The sequence below is a fragment of the Burkholderia sp. PAMC 28687 genome, from assembly GCF_001577465.1.
GTDB lineage: Bacteria > Pseudomonadota > Gammaproteobacteria > Burkholderiales > Burkholderiaceae > Caballeronia.
This window is the reverse complement of the sequence record NZ_CP014506.1, coordinates 658,908-676,264: the sequence shown is the minus strand read 5'-3', so window position 1 is coordinate 676,264 and position 17,357 is coordinate 658,908. Positions and strand designations below refer to the sequence as shown.

Here is a 17,357-nt window from a genome sequence, read left to right as displayed (position 1 = left end):
TGCGTCGAGTGCCCGTCACCTCATTCGACCAATTCTCACAACCGCCCCTGATTTTCCGCCACCAGCCGCCGGGCCATCTCGACCCCGCCCTGCATATCCAGTCTCAATGAAGCAAAAGCCGCGCGTTTGACATCGTCGGGAAGGGCCCAGTCCCATTTTTCGTTCTCGACGTTCTGGATCACGCTCAACGCGCGCGTCAAATCCGAAGCCGTGCGCGTACCGATCTTCTGCAGCACGCTCATCACCGTCTCGAACTTCGACCCGGTGATGCTCACAACCGCCCCCTGGTTCCAGGCATCGAGATTTTCGGCGCGCAGCAGCACGACCAGCGCGTCGTTCACCCAATCACCTGCCCACGTCGCGAGCATGACGTGATTGCCTTCTCCAAATATCGACTTGTTTGCCAGATCGGCCGCGGCAAAGTACTTGCGCCCTTCTTCAAGAAGCTTTGCCGCTTTTGTATCGATGAAAACCACCGGCTGGTCATCCGCCAGAACGCGCTTCATCTCGCGGCGAACTTCGTCGTGGACCATCGCGCTGGCGCCATCGAAGACAGGCGGCGCGCCGCCACGATCCGCCGATACAAACACCGTCTTGCGCTCAGGATCGACTTCCAGCACACGCCAGCGCTGACCGCCGAAGATGATGCCCTGCCCCGGGATCAAAGGACGCGCGACGGGCAAGGACCCAAGCTGCTTGCTGCCGGCCACGATACGAAATTCGTCATCGCTGGAAAACGATGCATAGAATTCGTAGTGATTGACCAACTTCTCGCCGCGCACGCCATGCAGCAGCAAGCCGCTTTTCTCCTGCACGATCAGGTCGGCTTTGCCGAGGCTGCGCAGGATGGCGGCGAACGTGGGTTTATCGATCATGTCGAAGGGACCGTTTTCGACGAGCGTCTCCCACAACCCTGTCGCCGTCGCGCCGCCGCGTTCCGCGATCACGGACATCACTTGCTGCACAAAAGTCGATGCATGCAGACCACGCGCCCTCGGCGGTTCGACCCACTTTTTCTGCAGCAGGAAAACGCCGGCTATCGACTGGACGAGCCCTTCACGGATGCGATCGGAGAAACCGGAATGCGCGTGAAGTTCGGCTTCCACGCAGTAGCTGCGCAGGATCGCCGGCTCGTCTTTGCGGCGTCCCGAGCGTCCTAATCGCTGCATGAGCGCAGCCACCGATGGCGGCGGCCCCACTTGCGCGACACTTTTCACCGCGCCAATGTCGATACCGAGTTCAAGCGTCGATGTACACACCGCCGTCGCCGGCCGGTCGCCCGAACGCAGCGCGTTTTCGGCGTCTTCGCGCAGCTCCTTCGAAAGACTGCCGTGGTGCGGCCAGAACTCGTTCGGATGACCATCGCGTTCGCATGCGCGGCGCAACAGGTCGGCATAAAGCTCGACCTGTCGCCGGCTGTTCGGGAACACGAGGTTGTTTGCACCACGCAACGCGAGGTACATCTGGTTCGCGATTTCAAGCGTGCTGCCAGGCACGGCATCTTCGAGTTGCGGACTGCGGATATCGGGTTGCGCTTCAACACGCGCCGGCGTTTGCACGAAGCCCTTGATGATGAGCCGTATCTCCCGCGAGCTCCCTTTCGACTCGATGATCTCAACCGGCTTCTCCGCCTTCGGCCTCAAAAAATGCGCGGCAAGCTGCATGTCGCCGAGCGTCGCCGATAACCCCACGCGCGGCACGAATCGGCCGCATACGCGATCCACGCGTTTGAGCAGCGACTGCAGTTGCATGCCACGCTCGGAGCCAATGAACGCATGCAGCTCATCCACGACGATGTATCGGAGGGAACCGAAGGTGTTGGCAAGCGAAGATCCGCGCGTGACGAACATGGCCTCGAGCGATTCGGGCGTGATGAGCAAAATGCCCGATGGCTTCTTCAAGAAACGCTGCTTACGGCTCGCCGATACATCGCCATGCCACCCGACTACGGGAATCTCCAGCGTCTCGCACAAACCCTCTAGCCGCGACCACTGATCGTTGATCAATGCCTTCAGCGGGCTGATGTACAGCACGCTGGACGCGACGGGTTCATCGCGCAGCAGGTTCGAAAGGATCGGGAAGAACGCCGCTTCTGTTTTACCGGCGGCTGTCGCTGCGGCAATGATCACATCGCGATCCGCGTCGATCAGCGCAGGAACCGAGCGCTCCTGCGCGTCGCGCAACTCGGTCCAGCCCTCCTGCCAGATCCATCGGCGGATGCGTTCGTCGAGCAGGTCGAAACTTCGGGAATCAGTCGAGCCGGAAGCTGGCGAGTTCATCGTCACCGTCGGTGGGTGAAGCGGGAACGTTGGGCGCGCTGCCACCGTCGTCGCGCTCGATGGTCAACGCATCGATCAGCTCGCGCCAGTCGCGCCCCGGATTCTGCTCGAGGACGGCGAGGAAATTGATGAACGCCGTGATCGTGGTTCGCGGTGTACGGAAATACGCCTCGCCAAGACGCGTCGCGCAGTGCTTCATGAATGCCGGGATCGCTTCTTCGGGTACGAGCGCCTTGCTGGCGTCCCCGAAGGCATACACCATCCGGATCTTGTCGAGCAGCACGTAGAAGTCTTCCGGCGTGAGGCTTGCGAGCCTGATGACAGGTCCGCTGTAATCGACCAGGCCGTTAGTCGCAAACGCGTTCTCGGCAAGACGCGATTGCAGTGCGGGATAACTGTAGAGGCCGCGTTTGGTATCGAGCAGAAATTCGGGCGTGCCGCCCAGCACGAAACCGAGACCAACAGCCGAGCCCTGCAGCGAGTCGTTCAGGATGCGCAGTATCTGTTCGTAGTTCGAATTGCGCGCCGACACGTTGGACAGCTTGTACAGGTTCACGAGTTCGTCGAGACAGACCATCAGGCCGCTATACCCTGCCATGCGCACGAAACGGCCAAGCAGCTTCAACTGGTCGTAGATGGTTGCATCGTCGACGATAGTGCGAACACCGAGCGCCGCGCGAGCGTCGGTGCGCGTTGAGAATTCGCCGCGCAGCCAGCGGACCGCGTCGCTCTTGAGTTGTTCGTTGCCATCTTCGAAGCCACGGCAATACGCTGCGATCACATCCGAGAAATCGTAGCCGTTGACCATCTCGGTCAACTGGCTCAACTGGGCGCGGATCACTTCTTCGCTGGTCCTGCCCGAGGCCTTCGCTTCAGTCTTCGCCTGTCCGATGAACTTCTCCACCACACCCGCCAGCGCGCCGCCTTCGGGCTTCGTGCGTGTGGACATGTTCTTGACCAGCTCCGCGTAGAGCGAACGTGCCTGGCCGCCAGACGCATGCAGCCGGCGGTCCGGATTCAGGTCGGCATGCACGGTCACGAGTTTCTTTTCCAGCGCGATCGCGCGCACGAGGTTCAGGAAGAACGTCTTGCCCGCGCCATACTCGCCCACGACGATACGAAAACTCGAGCCGCCATCGGCCACGCGGTCGATGTCCTTCATCAGCGCGTCGAGTTCCCTCGCCCGGCCGACCTGGATCAGATGTTGCCCAATGCGCGGCACCACGCCGGCGCGAAGGGATTGCAGGACCGCGTCACGGTCCCTTGGGCGAATCGTTGTCATGCAGCCAGCCTTTGAGCTAATTCCTGATTGATTTCTACCGGGTCATCCCCGTCTGTCAGCGGCTCGTCCCAGTGATCGAGCGACGCCTCGTTGACCTGTTCCATAGCGCCATCGAGCATCAGGTCGAGCTTCGATGCCGCGTCCTCCAGCTCGGCTCTCGTCCACGAGACACGCGTGACGAGCAGGCGCAGGAAGGTCGAGTGGGCATCGTCGAGTCCGATAAGCGGCGGTTGCTCCGGCTCGGCTGCTTTCGAAGCCACCGGGGCGTGCTGCTCTTCCACGAATACGTCAGCAAGAATCGCCGATACCCTTGCCGTTTCGTGCTTCAACGCCGCGATCCGCGCGGGGTCGAGCGTAAAGCTCGCTGCAGGTTTCGCAGTGCCCGCGTCCTGATGCAGGGCGCTGTAAAGACGCTGTGTATCGATACCCATCATCCGGTACACCTTCTCCAGCGCCTTCACTTTTTCCCGCGATACAACGTCATCCGCGTTGGCCACTTGCACGAGCAATGCCGCAAGATCGTTTCGAAGGTTCGCAGCCAACGGCTCCAGCCGCTTCCTGAATCCTGCAATCGAGGCACCCTGCGCAAGCTGCACACGGCTTCGCGCTTTCAACCGCAGCTTAAGTTCTTCCGATGCCTCCGGCCACGTGCCGATCCGATTATCGATTGCTGAAGTTCCGGCATCTGACGCGGTGCCGTCGGCCATGGCCACGGCTGCGGCGAGATCGATCATGACGGTTGCGACTGAGTACGCGTCATCGGCAAGCAAAACGTCGGCCCCGGCCGTCGTGGCAAACAGCGCCAGCGCATCACCCGGTTTCGGCGTGCGGGCGCCGAGCCTGACATCGGGCTCGATCGCAATACCGGCCTTTGACAGCACCGTGCAAAACGCAGTCATCTTGTCGCGCGTCACGTTGCCCGTGAATTTGAATCGCCCGAGAAGTTCGCCGAAAGTCGACACGCCGATTCGCCCGTGCCGGACTTCGTCGGCGAGCGCATCGAGCGCGTGCTGCATGGCGTCCGGCCACAATTCGATAGGCAACATCAGCGTCGCATCGAGCGTTCCCGCCGCGCCCGGAAACCTGCCCAGATAGCGGCTATATGAGTCGAGCGCACTCGCCGATTCATTCATCAGCGATTGCAGCCGGCCGCGCGGCCCGTTGATCGCGCCGATATCCGGCAATCCGACAAGGAACCCCGGCACCGGCAAGTTCCTGAGCGCGCTGAACGCAGGATCGGGCCGGACTTCAAGCGTCGTGCGATTCACCGAAAGCAGCATGCCGTTCTTGAAACGCTCGGCGTACTTGCGAACGAACACCTTGTCGAACTCTTCGGGGCAACGCGTCACGGCCGCGCGGCGCACGAGCAACGGGTCCATCTTCGCCCAGGCGAGCGCCCAGCCGGCGGGGACAGGGTGTTTATCGACGGCGGCTTGTGCGAACGCGACGCGCACGTCCATGGGAACCTGATAGCCGATTGCCATGCCGCGCGGTGCGGGTTTGTTGTACATCTTTCCGTTGCGCGATGACATCAGCCCGACCGATTCAAGCAGATTGCGCAGATGCTTTTGCCACGAATAATTTGCATCGATGTTCCGCAGACGGCGCAGTTCGCGCGCAATATCGGCGAATTCGGTTTCGCCGACCTTTCCTGCCGCGCCATCCACGAGCACCCGTCGCTCAAGACCGTATAGATAGAAAAACAGGTAGCCGGTATGGATGTCGGATTTCTTGCGGTCCGAGCAGAGCCATTCCAGATAGGTCCGCCGCTGCTCGGCCGTCAGCGTGCCGTAACTCAATTCCTTGGAACCGAGCGCCGCGATCTGATTCGCGCCCATGTCGGCCACATCGGCGCGCGGGTCGATCACGCACGCTTCGATTGACCGGGGCGTCGAGCGGTGCACATCGCCGAGATAGAACATGCCGCCGGAGATGGAGGTATCGCCGATCTCGACGGTTTGTCCGGGAGCAATCCACGCTACAGAGGAGGCCGAAGCATTGCGTGGCGGCTTGATCCCGTGGCCCGTCGCGACTGGATTTTCCGCGATGGTCACTGATATCAACGCCTCGTCGTCGCTATGGTCATACGCGTCGCGGTCGTTGTAAGCGCCGGAAGAACTCCCCATGGATTAAACAGGCCCCTCATGAACAATGTGCCGATTGTATGAAACCTGTGTTGCGCGTCTTGCCGGGAATTGCTTCCCGCGAGACCGTGAACCAGCAATTTCCTATTGATTATATTACTTATTCTCCATTTTCACCGTGGTCCCGAACCGCCGCGCAGCCTGCTGCCAGGCGGTTGAGCGGCTGGAAATTCCGCGAGTGCAAGCCGCCCTTTCGATCTGGCTGAAAACTAGGCTGCAATCAACGTGACAACCGACTTCGCGGCCAACGCATTCAAAATGCCGATCCCCGATGGGCTTGCAGCCTTGCGCCGATGGTACGACGAGGTATCGGCGAGGCCTGGAGCCCAAGCCTAGGGCAGTACAAAAAGCAGCATTTCGCTCGATGCTCTACTGTATATAACGCGTAGCTTCACTCTATTTCTTCTGGAGATTTCCATGTCACGGACAATCAAATTTGCGAAAGCCGGTGGTCCCGAAGTGCTCGAATTCATCGATACCGACGTCCCCACCCCCGGCCCCGATGAAGTCCGCATCAACGTAAAGGCGATTGGCCTCAATCGCGCGGAATCGATGTGGCGCCTCGACGCATACATCGAGCCCGTCAAGTTTCCGGCGGGTCTTGGCTACGAGGCGGCCGGCATTGTAGATGCGGTCGGCAGCAGCGTCATGGGCTTTGCGCCCGGCGACAAGGTGAACGTCATTCCATCGTTTTCGATGAACCAGTACTTCACCTATGGCGAGACGATCATCGCGCCGGACTATGCGGTCGTGAAGCATCCGGAATCTCTTTCGTTCGGCGAGGCTGCGTCGGTCTGGATGATGTTCGTCACGGCGTACGGCGCGCTGGTCGAAGATGCAAAAGTGACCAAGGGTGATTTTGTGATCGTGCCTGCGGCGTCGAGCAGTGTGGGACTGGCCGCCATCCAGATTGCCAACTACGCCGGCGCGACGTCCATTGCGCTCACGCGCACCGCCGAGAAGAGACAGCAATTGCTCGATGCAGGCGCGGCGCACGTGATCGTCACCGACGAAACCAGCCTGCTCGATGAAATCATGCGCATCACTGACGGCAAAGGCGCGCGCGTGGCCTTCGATCCCGTCGGCGGTCCGAACTTCGCGAAGCTGATATCGGCATTGTCATTCGGGGGTATCGCCTACATCTATGGCGCGCTCAGCGAGGACGTCACGCCGCTGCCCGTGCTCGAGATGATCGCGAAGGTGCTGACGGTGAAGGCGCACAACATCTGGCTGACGAGCGGCGACGAAACCCGCAGGAAAGCGGCCGTCGAGTATGTGCTGAAGGGTTTCGAGAGCGGCGCGTTCAAGCCGGTCATCGACCGTACTTTCACGTTCGATGAAATGGTGGACGCGCATCGTTATCTGGAAACCAACGGTCAGTTTGGGAAGATCGTGGTTGAGGTTTGAAGCGGGGCCGCGGCTCGTGAACCGGAAGCAACCTCAAGACTAGCTGTCGAGGCTCATCGGCCTGTCTCCCCCTGGAGGCAGGCCGAAAAGCTTTCTTACCGCATTCAAAAAGGCGCCGTACGGACGCCCCAGGACGAGCATCATGACAGTTGCTCCCAGAATCCCGAACCATAAACCGCGCCCGGAAGCGCCGCTCACCGCGATGATTGCGGCGTAGATCGGGACCTGGAAGCTCACAAGCGCAACGCTGTCCCAAAGAACCTGCGACAGCCGGTTAGCGGATCTGGCATGTCGCATGACGTAGTCCCGCCAGACGCCATACGGGCGCCCCACGGGAACCATCAAGGCGGCGCCCAGCAGCCGTGCATGCAGGACCTGATCCCAGTTCATCCCCGCGATAAACCGCTCGTTGATAAAACCCGTCGTGGTGAAGAACAGGATCAGAGCCGTTGTGTCCGCAATAAACGAGCGCCTGCGATGAGACTTGTCAGTGAGTTCAGGCATATGAGTAATTGACGGCAACAGTCCGCGAACGATACCAGCCCGGGTCGAGACCTGCTGGCGTCATGAAGGCGCATCGCGCGGTTGCGCTTGGCACGCGCCTCCGATCAATGGCACTATTAGCGCCACCCTGCTTGATATCTGCCTAGCCGAATCATTGATTTGGAGAGATCGATGGCCGAGACACCGACTTCCCGTCCGTCAGCAGTCCGTTCGCTGGTGCTGATTGCGATCATCGTGATTGCATTGATCGCGGCCTTCGCCTATACGGCCGGCTGGCTCACGCCCGGGCGCCTGACACCGGCGAAGATCGTCGACAGTCTGGCGCCACCGGACGGCGCGGCGCTCGGTTTCCGGCGCAATCATGCCAAGGGCATCTGCTTTACCGGCAACTTCGAATCGAATGGCGCGGCGGCCGCTCTCTCCAAAGCGCCGATGTTCGCAGCCGGCTCGTATCCGGTCACGGGCCGCTTCAACCTCGGTACGCCAGATCCCAAAGCGCCCGATGCCACGGTTCGGGTTCGTGGCCTCAGTCTGCGTGTGGTCGCACAGGGCGGAAGCGAATGGCGCTCGGCCATGATCGACCTTCCTTTCTTTCCCGTCGCAACACCCCAGGCCTTCTACGGGCTGCTTAAGGCATCGGCCAACAAGAAAGACCCGGATGCCATGAAGAACTTCATCGCGGCGCACCCGGAATTCGGCGTATTTGCCAAGTGGGCCGGCAGCGCTCCCTGGACGGGTTCCTATGCACAGGAGCGGTATAACAGCCTGAATAGCTTCGTCTTCACCAATGCCGCAGGACAGGACCAGACGGTGCGCTGGTCCTTCGTGCCCGCCGCTCGGCCCGAGGCAATATCCGCCGATCAGTTGAAGGCACGTGACGCCGACTTTCTCGCCGCGGATATCACGCAACGCGTGCAGAGTGCGCCCCAGAAATGGACGATGGTCGTCACACTCGCCAACCCCGGCGACCCGACCGCCGATCCCAGCAAAGCCTGGCCGGAAGATCGACGCACGGTGGAGGCCGGCACCCTTGTGGTCAATGCGATCGAACCCGAGCCCGACGGCCCGTGCCGCGACCTGAACTTCGACCCGACGGTTCTCCCAAGCGGCATGCACGTCTCGGATGATCCGTTTCCCGCAGCTCGCTCAGCCGCCTATGCCGTATCGTTCGATCGGCGTACCGCCGAGGACAAGGACTATCCGCGCCATCCGGCAGGAGGAGCCACGCCATGACCCCGACCAACGGTCGCTTCACACCGATGCAACGCGCGCTTCACTGGCTCATGGCAATCTGCATCCTGGCGATGCTGTTCATCGGTGTCGGGATGGTGTCCACCATTCGTCCCGATTATCTTTCGCTGGTGTCCATCCACAAGCCGTTGGGTATCGTGATCCTCGTGCTGGCGCTGATCCGCCTCGCGGTCAGGCTGACGCGCGGCGCACCGCCGCTGCCGTCATCCATGCCGGAACCCATGAAACTCGCTGCCCATCTCTCGCATATCGCGTTCTATTTGCTGATGATCGGGCTGCCGCTGATCGGATGGGGCATGCTCTCTGCCGCGGACTATCCTGTCGTGGTGGCCGGGATTCATTTGCCGCCCATCCTGCCGCACAGCAACCTGTTGCACTCGCTGCTGTGGAATGCGCACAGGGCGCTCGCGTTATGCTTTTTTGCGTTGATCCTATTGCACCTGGCGGCTGCGCTTCTGCACGCGCTGGTGAGACGCGACGGGGTGTTTGAAGCGATGGCGCCATGGCGCTCGGCGCGCGAGAGGCGGGCTCCCGGCGATCGATGAACGCGCCGCCTGAACCCTTACACCTCGCCGCAATAAACGAAGGCATTCGCAAACCCCCAGCCCGGGGCAGACCAGCGTTTTCGGTTTACGCAACTTTTTCACGCGCGCACAATTTGGCGCAGATACCGGCGCTCGCTTTGTCGGCTGCGGAGTCGATGACCGTCACCTTGCACACACCCGCGCGACGCAACGCAAACGCGAAGACGGTGCCAGTCTGCCCGCCTCCAACGATGACGACGTTACGGTCAATGCCCGGATGATCGGCACCCAGTTGCCGGATTCAGGGTCAAGCACACGCAGCGTGGCTCGCGCGTTTGCATCGAAGTATTGGCGCACATCCGCATCACCTGCGACGATAGAAAGCCGAGGTTTCGCGTAACTTGCGGGTGACTGGAGGACTTAACATGTTCGAGAAGACGGGTTGCGGTTTAATCGTAGTGTGCGCTTTGATTCCTTTACGCGTCGAAGCACAAACCGAGACGAATATGGCGGTGCTGAAGGGATTGGCGCCTGTTACCGTGTTGGAAAATACCCCGGCTGGCAAGGCGGCGCTTGGCGCCAATTACACGGTCACCGGCGGCATCCAGACAGGCGCGATCCGGCAGCCTACGTTGCTTCCGTTCAATGATCAGCAGCAGCAGGCCCTGCGGGACGCGTTCATCACAGACGGCAACCTTGCCGAACTCGCAGACGGTCTTGGTACGACCCTCGGTGCGGCCTATCAGGCTCGGGCTCACTACGACGATCGCAAGACCTATACGAACGTGTCGCAGGGGATTGCTGACCTTATCAAGTACACCAACGCCACCACTGGCGACGACTCGAATTCGGGAAAATACTTTTTTGCCAACGCGACGACGGATGGAAAGACACCGGTATCCGCAGACGCAAGGAACGTCCTGAAAAGCATGGGTGGCACACCTGATCCGTTTGGCACGAATTACGGCCGCCCCGCCGGGAGCGCCAACGCCGACGCTTATGGCGACTCCCGGCCATTCCAGACCGAGCATAGTCAAGAGCACATCGTTGGATTCGATTACTTCCATGTCCCCGCTGACAATACCGTCTACAACCAGGGGCCGGTCATGAATCTCATCGACAGCCCGTCCTTCCCGAGCGGCCACACGACGTATGGCTACATGGGGTCCTTGATCCTGGCCGAACTCGTGCCGGAGCGATTCCAGCAGATGATTGCGCGTGCGGCTGAGTATGGGAATGACCGTATCCTGATGGGTGCTCACTACGCCATGGACGTTCTCGGCGGACGAACCCTGGCCACTTACGACCTGGCACATCTCCTGGCAAATGATCCGGCCTACGTTGGCCGCACGTTGAAACACGCTCCCGTGATAAGCGACTATCGGGTAGCGCTCTCAAGAGCTCGCTCTGAGCTGACCTCCGCATTGCAGGGAGGATGTGGCAACTCGATGGCAGTATGTGCTGGTGAAGACATCGGCCGTTTCAGCAATCCCGCAATGAACGAAGCGTTCTATGCGGTTACGCAGACCTACAACCTGCCCGTCGTGTACCCCGAAAACGCAAACCGTCTGGAGGACGTGGCGAAGCTCGCTCCCGAAGCGGGCTACCTGCTGACGACCGCATTTCCGTCGCTGACGCTGGACCAGGCCGATCAGATCCTGACCGAGACAGAAGGTCCCGGCGGTGGCTTTCTCGACGATGGGTCCGCCTTCGGCGTTTATTCGAGGTTGAATCTTTACGCAGCGGCGGGCAAGGCGGCGCAGGTCAGTTCACGCAAGTGATTCAAGCTTGCAGAAGCTATACAATTGGTGCAGTCAACTCGCTGGCGGGCTTGAGCGTCTGCTTCGAGCAACGAGATCGATGATTTCTCGGGTTCCGCTCGATGTTCGCAGAGTCGAGATCTGGTCCGGCGTGACCCAGAGACAATGCTTGATCTCATTGCTGGGTTTTGCCACTGCGTTGACGTGGACATCGACTTCGAAGACATGATGAGCAGCACGTGGATCGACAAACAGACACGCGAGCCGTGGACGCTCGATCAAGAGGCGCGTTTCTTCCTGCACCTCTCTGATTGCCGCATCGACCATCTGTTCGCGCCGCTCCGGCTTGCCGCCCGGCAACGACCATTTGGAGCGCGCTTTGGCGACTAAGAGAATCTGGTTGCCCTTCCAGCAAACCGTCGTTGCTCTATCCTTCATGCTACGCAATTCCTTCGAGATGTGACTTGAGCGATCGCCGCGCTTCAAGCGGATTCGTCTCCGCTTTCCTTGACTTCACGAACACCCGGGACCGCTCGAAGACGCTTGCATATCGCTTCAAACTGGACGGGTGTCACCCTCGACAAGGTAATGCCTATCTCATCCGAATCGTCTTTTTGTTGCATGACGAACTGCTTGACGCGTGCTGTTCCCGCCCCCAACGTGTCATGCAGCGTAGCCAAGGAAAGTGCATTCCTGTTGGTATGGACAACGAGTTCCCGGCGCTGCCGGCTGCCGATAAACCGCTTCTCGAGCGGCTTGATACCAGCCAGGATGATCAGAATGATGATCGTCGCTGCAATCGACGCGGTATAAAGGCCGCCACCCACCGCAAGGCCCACGCCCGCAACCGCCCAGACGCTCGCGGCGGTGGTCAAGCCACGGATCACCTCCCCTCGCGCCAGGATTGCGCCGGCACCCAGAAAGCCGATGCCCGACACAACCTGTGCCGCCATTCGCGATGGGTCGAGGACTACGCCGGATCGCAGTACATCGCTGAAGCCATAGGCAGATACGATCATGATCAGGGTTGCCCCGACGCAGACCAGCATGTGCGTTCTAAGCCCCGCAGCCCAGGACATGCGTTCGCGTTCAATACCGATAACGCTCCCCAAAGCCGCTGAGATCATCAACCTTCCGACCAATTCCCATTCACTTGCCATGCTCGCCTCCGATTGCGTGGCACCGGGCGTAATACCCGCGTCAGCCCTGCCGATGCGCACGCGTTCAAACGATGAAGTGTAACGAATCGGGGTGCAGCGCAAAAGAAAGACGAGGGATCGCCGCTGTCTGACGGCAAGTAAGTGAACCTCGACCAAAGCGATTGCCTGCTTCTTGGCATATGTCGAATGATCGTTCTCGCTTGAGCGCCGCGATACTCAAGATCGCAAAACTGCAAGAATCACGAGACGTTGCCAAATGCCCTGGACACCTGCAAAACCGCCGTCGACCCTACGGTTGAATCTCACCGATCGTCTGTCGAGCATCCCGGCTAGCGGGCATTTAAACGAAATCGAGCGAACACTCGATAGCAAACTGGGTGAGCCTCATATCCCGACTGGCAAAATCGACCATCGATACATGAAGGACTTTTATACGGCCTGCAAGCGGCAAGTCGTTGAGGAGCCGCAAACAACTCGGGCGGCTGCTGTTTTTCGTACTGGCATCTACGTCTGATTGCACCAGGAGCGCTAGAGTCTCCTGAGCTTCATTCGACGCAATCGTGGTGAGCGCGGACTTGTCGAGCTCATTCGTCGCGAGTCGGCCGAATCGGTGCGGCATGCGCTTGGGGCAGGACTGCATCGGTCCAGATCCATCGCAAGGTCGCTAGTGGACCAGCTGGTTCATCGCCGCGATACCAGGAGAACCATTACGCGCTCGTGCGCAGCAACGCCTGGCGAGCGAGAGCTTTCTGAAAGGCCCGCTTGCGACACACGTAGGTCAAGTCTTTCGTCCGGTCGATGACAGCGCGGGGGCGTAGCTATAAGCATATCTCCATTGCTTCGTTGTAGTTGCCGGTTCGACGTTCTATTGTTGCGCGATCCCTGACCTGACTCATCGCAGCCGGCTTTGACGCCACGCCCGGCCAAAGCACGCGATGCGCAATCACCACCGGACGCATGGCAATGAACGTATCGAGAAAAAACGGACGCAGGACTTTTATCGCCGCATTGGGCGCAACCATGGCAGGCATCGCCTTGCCGTCCTGGGCCAAATACCAGCCCGATCAATTCAGGATCGGCTATCAGAAGGCAGCCAGCACGCTGGTGCTCCTGAAGGCGCATGGCGCGCTGGAAAAGCGTCTTGCACCGCTCGGCATCAAGGTGTCGTGGAACGAATTCCCGGCAGGGCCGCAATTGCTTGAAGGACTCAATGTCGGCGCCATCGACTTTGGCTACGTAGGAGAAGCCCCGCCCGTGTTCGCGCAGGCAGCCGGTGCCGATTTTGTCTACACCGCCTACGAGTTGCCCACGCCGCATGCCGAAGGCGTCGTCGTAGCACAGGACGCGCCGATCAAGACAGTTGCCGATTTGAAGGGGAAGAAAGTCGCGTTCAACAAGGGCTCGGATGTGCACTGGTTCATCGTAGCGTTGCTGCGCAAACACGGCCTCGACTTCGCGGATATCCAGCCCGTGTACCTTGCTCCGGCAGATGCCCGCGCTGCGCTGGAACAGCATGCCGTCGATGCCTGGGCGATCTGGGACCCCTTTCTCGCCGCTGTTCAAGGACAAAGCCAGGCGCGTCTCATTGCGGATGCGGAAGGTGTCGCAAGCCATCATCAGTTCTTCCTGAGTCAGCGCGAATTTGCCGAAAAGCGCAAGGATGTGATTGCCATTGCGCTGGAAGAAGCAGGCAAGGAAGGGCAATGGGTGAAGGGCAACGTCTCCGCCGCCGCAGCCCAGCTTGCGCCCATTCAGGGGTTGGAGGCCGGAATCATCGAGGCGGGGTTGCGCCACTATGCTCACGTGTATAAGCCAATCGATGACACCGTGCTCGCCGAACAACAGAAGATTGCCGATACCTTCTTCGAACTGAAGCTGATTCCGCGCAAGATAGTCACGAAGCAAGCGGTTCTATCGTAGTCAATAGCCAAGGACCGGCGAGCACTGAAAAAATGCGCGCTGGTTGAAACAGTGAATCGACGCCGCCGCAGTCGAGAGCCTTTTTACGCCATATGCGAAGGTCGGAAGAGAGGAAAAGCGCTTACGCCCCCGGCGATGCAAGCCGAAAGCTTGAAAGCAAGCGTTTCCCACTCTCGACAGCATTTGTCAATCAGGACCGCCGGCGAATCCTAGTATGTGGTTTCGCTGCGCCGCATCTTGCCGCGCTTGCACTACTGATCCTAACCTCGTCTCACAACATCGGAGCTGGAAAGGTCCGAATTGGTTACCACTACTTAGGTAGCCAAAATAGTGGGAGACGATCATGACATCGCGTGTATTCGGCCTGATACGGGTTGTACTCGTTCTCGGCTTGCTGGCAAGCTGCGGAGGCAATGGATCGGACGGAGGCGCCGTTTCTTCCGGCTCGCCCGATCCGGGAATCGCAAAAACTGCCGTACGCTATGCGTTGCCTCCCATGGGCTGGAACTCGTGGAACACGTTCGCCTGCAACGTGAACGAAAACGTCATCAAGTCCGTGGCAGACACCATCGCCGCAAGCGGCATGGCCGCGGCAGGCTATCAATACGTGACGCAAGATGATTGCTGGGTCGGCGGACGAGACCCCGCCACCGGTCAGCTCTTTGCTAACCCGAGCACATTCCCGAGCGGCATCAAGGCACTTGCCGATTACGTCCATAGCAAGGGGTTGAAATTCGGGCTCTACACATCGGGCGGCACCAACACCTGCGCCGCGCTTGCGCACGGCACACGACCGCCGACCTATCCGAAAGGGGTGGGCGCCGGCAGCCTGGGCCACGAAAGCGTTGACGCAGCCACATTCGCAAGCTGGGGCGTCGACTACATCAAGCTCGACTATTGCGGCGGAAACCTCAGCGCATTCCCGGCCATGCGTGCGGGCATCGCGGCGACTGGCCGGCCCATGTACCTCAGTATCAACCCTTACAGCGCAAATCAAACCCTGCCGACAAACTTCGCCTCCGATGGCACGTTGTACGTGCCCGCCTACGCCGATACCTCGCGCATCTCGCAGGACATCACGAATACCTTTGCGTCGGTCACATCGATCATCGATATCAGCGCGCAAGATGCATCGTGGGCCATTCCCGGCTACTTCAACGACATGGACATGCTGGAAGTCGGCCGCGGCATGACGCCGGACCAGGACACCGCTCACTTCGCAATGTGGGCAATGATGTCGAGCCCGCTGAATGCCGGTAACGACGTTCGCAGCCAGAGCGCGAGCACACTTGCATTGCTGACCAACGCGGGAGCGATCTCGGTGAGTCAGGACGCGCTGGCGCTGCAAGCCGTGCCCGATGCCGCCGACAGTTCGGCCACCCTTCAAGTCTGGACCAAGCCGCTGCAGGCGAGCGGCACGCGCGCTGTCGCCATGCTCAATCGCGGATCGGCCGCCGCTACTGCTACCGTCAACTTCGCCAACCTAGCGCTGAGCGGACCTGTACAAGTGACAAATCTCGTGACTGGAGAGGTGTTGTCCCCGGCTTTATCGACGGGAAGTTTCAGTGCGAGCGTGCCGGCAACCGGCGTGGTGCTGCTGAAGCTCGCAGGTACCGATCCGCTCGCGTTCAAAGCCCCACTCGCGCTGCAGAACTGGATCTGGGCGAGCACGCAATCCGGTAAAATCGCCGCCAAGGTCTGGCCGAGCCAGGATGCATTGCCGGTCGGCGCGACGGCGGCGGCTTCGGTCATCGTCAATGGAACGTCGTATCGCGACGGGCTTGCCGTGAACGCGCCGGCGCAGATGGTTTATCGTCTAGGAGGTAACTGCAGCACGTTCCAGAGCGATATTGGCCTGGACGCTGCAGCTAAGGGCGTGGGAACCGTGGACTTCCAGGTTTGGGCCGACAACGTCATGCTCTACGATAGCGGCGTGATAACGGGATCATCGCCGACAAAAACGGTGCGTGTGAGCCTGAACGGTTACCAGACCCTTCGCCTCGTCGTGACCGGTGCGCAGGACGGCGTTGCCAACGACGTCGCCGATTGGGCGGACCCCACGCTCGTTTGCGGGTCGTGACGCGCGAGCGCACCGCCATGTGTCGATCGGAGAAGGTGGAAAGGGAGAACCCGTCATAGATAAATCCATGAGGCAATCCAGTATGGCGAAGCCGTCGACGTGTACCGCATGCTTGCGCTCATTGACAGCCATGCTCACGCTGGCTGCGATCATGCGTATGACTTTTCCTTTGCCGGCCTTCGCGCAAACTCAGGTTATTGATACCTCGCAATCGTCAATGGCACGCGTCTTTGCCCCGGGTGGCACCTTGCGTGTATCGATCAACCTTGGTAATCCGGTCCTCGCGAGCCTCGATGCCGGCGGAAAACCGCAAGGCGTTTCCGTCGATCTGGCTACCGCATTTGCAAAGCGACTCGGCGTGCCGCTGCAACTGGTCACGGTGACGTCGGCCGGCGCCTCGGTTGAAAACGTGAACCAGGAAAAGGCGGACATCGGCTTCTTTGCCGTCGATCCAAAACGCGGCCAGGAGATCAGTTTCACCAAGCCGTATGTACTGATCGAGGGCTTCTATCTCGTGCGCAACACCTCGGCCATCACCACCAACCAGCAGGTCGATCAACCCGGCGTGACGGTCGCGGTCGGCAAGGGCAGCGCTTACGATCTGTTCCTGACGCGAGAGCTGCACAACGCAACGATCGTGCGCATACCGACCTCGCCGGCGGTCGTGCAGGCATTTCTGGACCAACATCTGGACGTGGCCGCGGGCGTGCAGCAACAACTCGAAAAGGACGCAGCCAAAACAGGCGGACTGCGGGTGCTCAATCAACGCTTCATGGTGATCCGTCAGGCAATGGGCGTGCCGAAAGCAAAAGGTCCCGATGCAGCCGCGTACCTTGCGAAGTTCGTGGACGACATGAAGTCGTCCGGTTTCGTTGCCGCGGCCCTGGCGCGCCATCAGATCGAGGGCGCAGCCGTTGCCGGTGACAACGACTAGTGCACTGAGTGAATGGATCGTTTAGATGATCGAAATCAATAGCTGCCTTTTCGTCTCGGACGAAAATCTTGTTACGGCAATCGATTCGAAGCCGCAACAAGAAACGGGCACA

The 17,357-nt window shown here is 60.1% G+C and carries 15 protein-coding genes; 7 read left to right on the top strand and 8 right to left on the bottom strand.

The window, feature by feature from the left end:
• Positions 1-35: 35 nt before the first annotated feature.
• The 3 genes from AX768_RS18450 to AX768_RS18440 are packed head-to-tail and all read right to left on the bottom strand — an operon-like array spanning position 36 to position 5,687.
• A complete protein-coding gene (locus AX768_RS18450; RefSeq protein ID WP_062001552.1) occupies positions 36-2,279 on the bottom strand; it encodes a DEAD/DEAH box helicase in 2,244 nt (747 codons plus the stop codon).
• Positions 2,251-3,561 (bottom strand): ATP-binding protein, encoded by a 1,311-nt coding sequence (locus AX768_RS18445; RefSeq protein WP_062001551.1) that lies wholly within the window; start codon positions 3,559-3,561, stop codon positions 2,251-2,253. The genes AX768_RS18450 and AX768_RS18445 overlap by 29 nt, the downstream gene beginning before the upstream one ends.
• Positions 3,558-5,687 carry a tellurite resistance TerB family protein gene (locus tag AX768_RS18440; protein WP_062001550.1) on the bottom strand — a complete coding sequence of 710 codons (2,130 nt, stop codon included), beginning with the start codon at positions 5,685-5,687 and terminating at the stop codon, positions 3,558-3,560. Before AX768_RS18440 ends, AX768_RS18445 begins: the two co-directional genes overlap by 4 nt.
• 435 nt (positions 5,688-6,122) lie before the next feature.
• On the opposite strand from AX768_RS18440, the gene AX768_RS18435 reads away from it, so the two are divergent.
• Positions 6,123-7,112 carry a zinc-dependent alcohol dehydrogenase family protein gene (locus tag AX768_RS18435; RefSeq protein ID WP_062001549.1) on the top strand — a complete coding sequence of 330 codons (990 nt, stop codon included), beginning with the start codon at positions 6,123-6,125 and terminating at the stop codon, positions 7,110-7,112.
• A 39-nt stretch (positions 7,113-7,151) separates the two neighbouring features.
• Here the strand turns inward: AX768_RS18435 and alaE are convergent, their stop codons facing one another.
• Complete coding sequence (gene alaE / locus AX768_RS18430) at positions 7,152-7,616, bottom strand: L-alanine exporter AlaE (RefSeq protein ID WP_062001548.1); 465 nt, start codon at positions 7,614-7,616, stop codon at positions 7,152-7,154.
• Between the two features lie 171 nt (positions 7,617-7,787).
• Between alaE and AX768_RS18425 the strand changes: the two genes are divergently transcribed.
• Together AX768_RS18425 and AX768_RS18420 are read left to right on the top strand one after the other, a co-directional pair.
• A complete protein-coding gene (locus AX768_RS18425; RefSeq protein WP_062001547.1) occupies positions 7,788-8,849 on the top strand; it encodes a catalase family peroxidase in 1,062 nt (353 codons plus the stop codon).
• Positions 8,846-9,412 (top strand): cytochrome b, encoded by a 567-nt coding sequence (locus tag AX768_RS18420; RefSeq protein WP_062001546.1) that lies wholly within the window; start codon positions 8,846-8,848, stop codon positions 9,410-9,412. Before AX768_RS18425 ends, AX768_RS18420 begins: the two co-directional genes overlap by 4 nt.
• An 85-nt stretch (positions 9,413-9,497) precedes the next feature.
• Here the strand turns inward: AX768_RS18420 and AX768_RS33735 are convergent, their stop codons facing one another.
• Positions 9,498-9,644: an NAD(P)-binding protein gene (locus tag AX768_RS33735; protein ID WP_231941537.1), complete on the bottom strand. Its 147-nt coding sequence runs from the start codon at positions 9,642-9,644 to the stop codon at positions 9,498-9,500.
• 172 nt (positions 9,645-9,816) lie between these two features.
• Between AX768_RS33735 and AX768_RS18415 the strand changes: the two genes are divergently transcribed.
• Entirely contained in the window at positions 9,817-11,172 is a 1,356-nt protein-coding gene (locus tag AX768_RS18415) for a phosphatase PAP2 family protein (protein WP_062001545.1), read from the top strand.
• A 33-nt stretch (positions 11,173-11,205) separates the two neighbouring features.
• Here AX768_RS18415 and AX768_RS32070 read toward each other — a convergent pair whose 3' ends face one another.
• The 3 genes from AX768_RS32070 to AX768_RS33275 form a co-directional block, all read right to left on the bottom strand.
• The gene (locus AX768_RS32070; RefSeq protein ID WP_155524281.1) at positions 11,206-11,589 is read right to left on the bottom strand and encodes an NUDIX domain-containing protein; all 384 of its coding nucleotides are present in this window, start codon (positions 11,587-11,589) and stop codon (positions 11,206-11,208) included.
• Positions 11,590-11,633: 44 nt separating this feature from the next.
• Positions 11,634-12,311, bottom strand: a complete 678-nt coding sequence (locus tag AX768_RS18405) for an MgtC/SapB family protein (RefSeq protein ID WP_062002316.1) — start codon at positions 12,309-12,311, stop codon at positions 11,634-11,636.
• Between the two features lie 818 nt (positions 12,312-13,129).
• Positions 13,130-13,333 carry a hypothetical protein gene (locus AX768_RS33275; RefSeq protein ID WP_162916226.1) on the bottom strand — a complete coding sequence of 68 codons (204 nt, stop codon included), beginning with the start codon at positions 13,331-13,333 and terminating at the stop codon, positions 13,130-13,132.
• Here AX768_RS33275 and AX768_RS18395 point away from each other — a divergent pair.
• The 3 genes from AX768_RS18395 (at position 13,275) to AX768_RS18385 (ending at position 17,245) form a co-directional block, all read left to right on the top strand.
• Positions 13,275-14,231 (top strand): sulfonate ABC transporter substrate-binding protein, encoded by a 957-nt coding sequence (locus tag AX768_RS18395; RefSeq protein WP_062002315.1) that lies wholly within the window; start codon positions 13,275-13,277, stop codon positions 14,229-14,231. The two genes, AX768_RS33275 and AX768_RS18395, sit on opposite strands and share 59 nt — an antisense overlap.
• Before the next feature lie 343 nt (positions 14,232-14,574).
• The gene (locus tag AX768_RS18390; RefSeq protein WP_062001542.1) at positions 14,575-16,311 is read left to right on the top strand and encodes an NPCBM/NEW2 domain-containing protein; all 1,737 of its coding nucleotides are present in this window, start codon (positions 14,575-14,577) and stop codon (positions 16,309-16,311) included.
• Positions 16,312-16,528: 217 nt separating this feature from the next.
• Complete coding sequence (locus tag AX768_RS18385; protein WP_062002314.1) at positions 16,529-17,245, top strand: ABC transporter substrate-binding protein; 717 nt, start codon at positions 16,529-16,531, stop codon at positions 17,243-17,245.
• The last annotated feature ends 112 nt before the right edge of the window (positions 17,246-17,357 follow it).

Coding starts and splice junctions, on each gene's coding strand:
- AX768_RS18420 (WP_062001546.1), top strand. CDS start 8,846: ATGACCCCGACCAACGGTCGCTTCACACCGATGCAACGCGCGCTTCAC.
- AX768_RS18450 (WP_062001552.1), bottom strand. CDS start 2,279: ATGAACTCGCCAGCTTCCGGCTCGACTGATTCCCGAAGTTTCGACCTG.
- AX768_RS32070 (WP_155524281.1), bottom strand. CDS start 11,589: ATGAAGGATAGAGCAACGACGGTTTGCTGGAAGGGCAACCAGATTCTC.
- AX768_RS18390 (WP_062001542.1), top strand. CDS start 14,575: ATGACATCGCGTGTATTCGGCCTGATACGGGTTGTACTCGTTCTCGGC.
- AX768_RS18445 (WP_062001551.1), bottom strand. CDS start 3,561: ATGACAACGATTCGCCCAAGGGACCGTGACGCGGTCCTGCAATCCCTT.
- AX768_RS18395 (WP_062002315.1), top strand. CDS start 13,275: ATGAACGTATCGAGAAAAAACGGACGCAGGACTTTTATCGCCGCATTG.
- alaE (WP_062001548.1), bottom strand. CDS start 7,616: ATGCCTGAACTCACTGACAAGTCTCATCGCAGGCGCTCGTTTATTGCG.
- AX768_RS18440 (WP_062001550.1), bottom strand. CDS start 5,687: ATGGGGAGTTCTTCCGGCGCTTACAACGACCGCGACGCGTATGACCAT.
- AX768_RS18425 (WP_062001547.1), top strand. CDS start 7,788: ATGGCCGAGACACCGACTTCCCGTCCGTCAGCAGTCCGTTCGCTGGTG.
- AX768_RS18435 (WP_062001549.1), top strand. CDS start 6,123: ATGTCACGGACAATCAAATTTGCGAAAGCCGGTGGTCCCGAAGTGCTC.
- AX768_RS18405 (WP_062002316.1), bottom strand. CDS start 12,311: ATGGCAAGTGAATGGGAATTGGTCGGAAGGTTGATGATCTCAGCGGCT.
- AX768_RS18415 (WP_062001545.1), top strand. CDS start 9,817: ATGTTCGAGAAGACGGGTTGCGGTTTAATCGTAGTGTGCGCTTTGATT.
- AX768_RS18385 (WP_062002314.1), top strand. CDS start 16,529: ATGGCACGCGTCTTTGCCCCGGGTGGCACCTTGCGTGTATCGATCAAC.
- AX768_RS33275 (WP_162916226.1), bottom strand. CDS start 13,333: ATGGTTGCGCCCAATGCGGCGATAAAAGTCCTGCGTCCGTTTTTTCTC.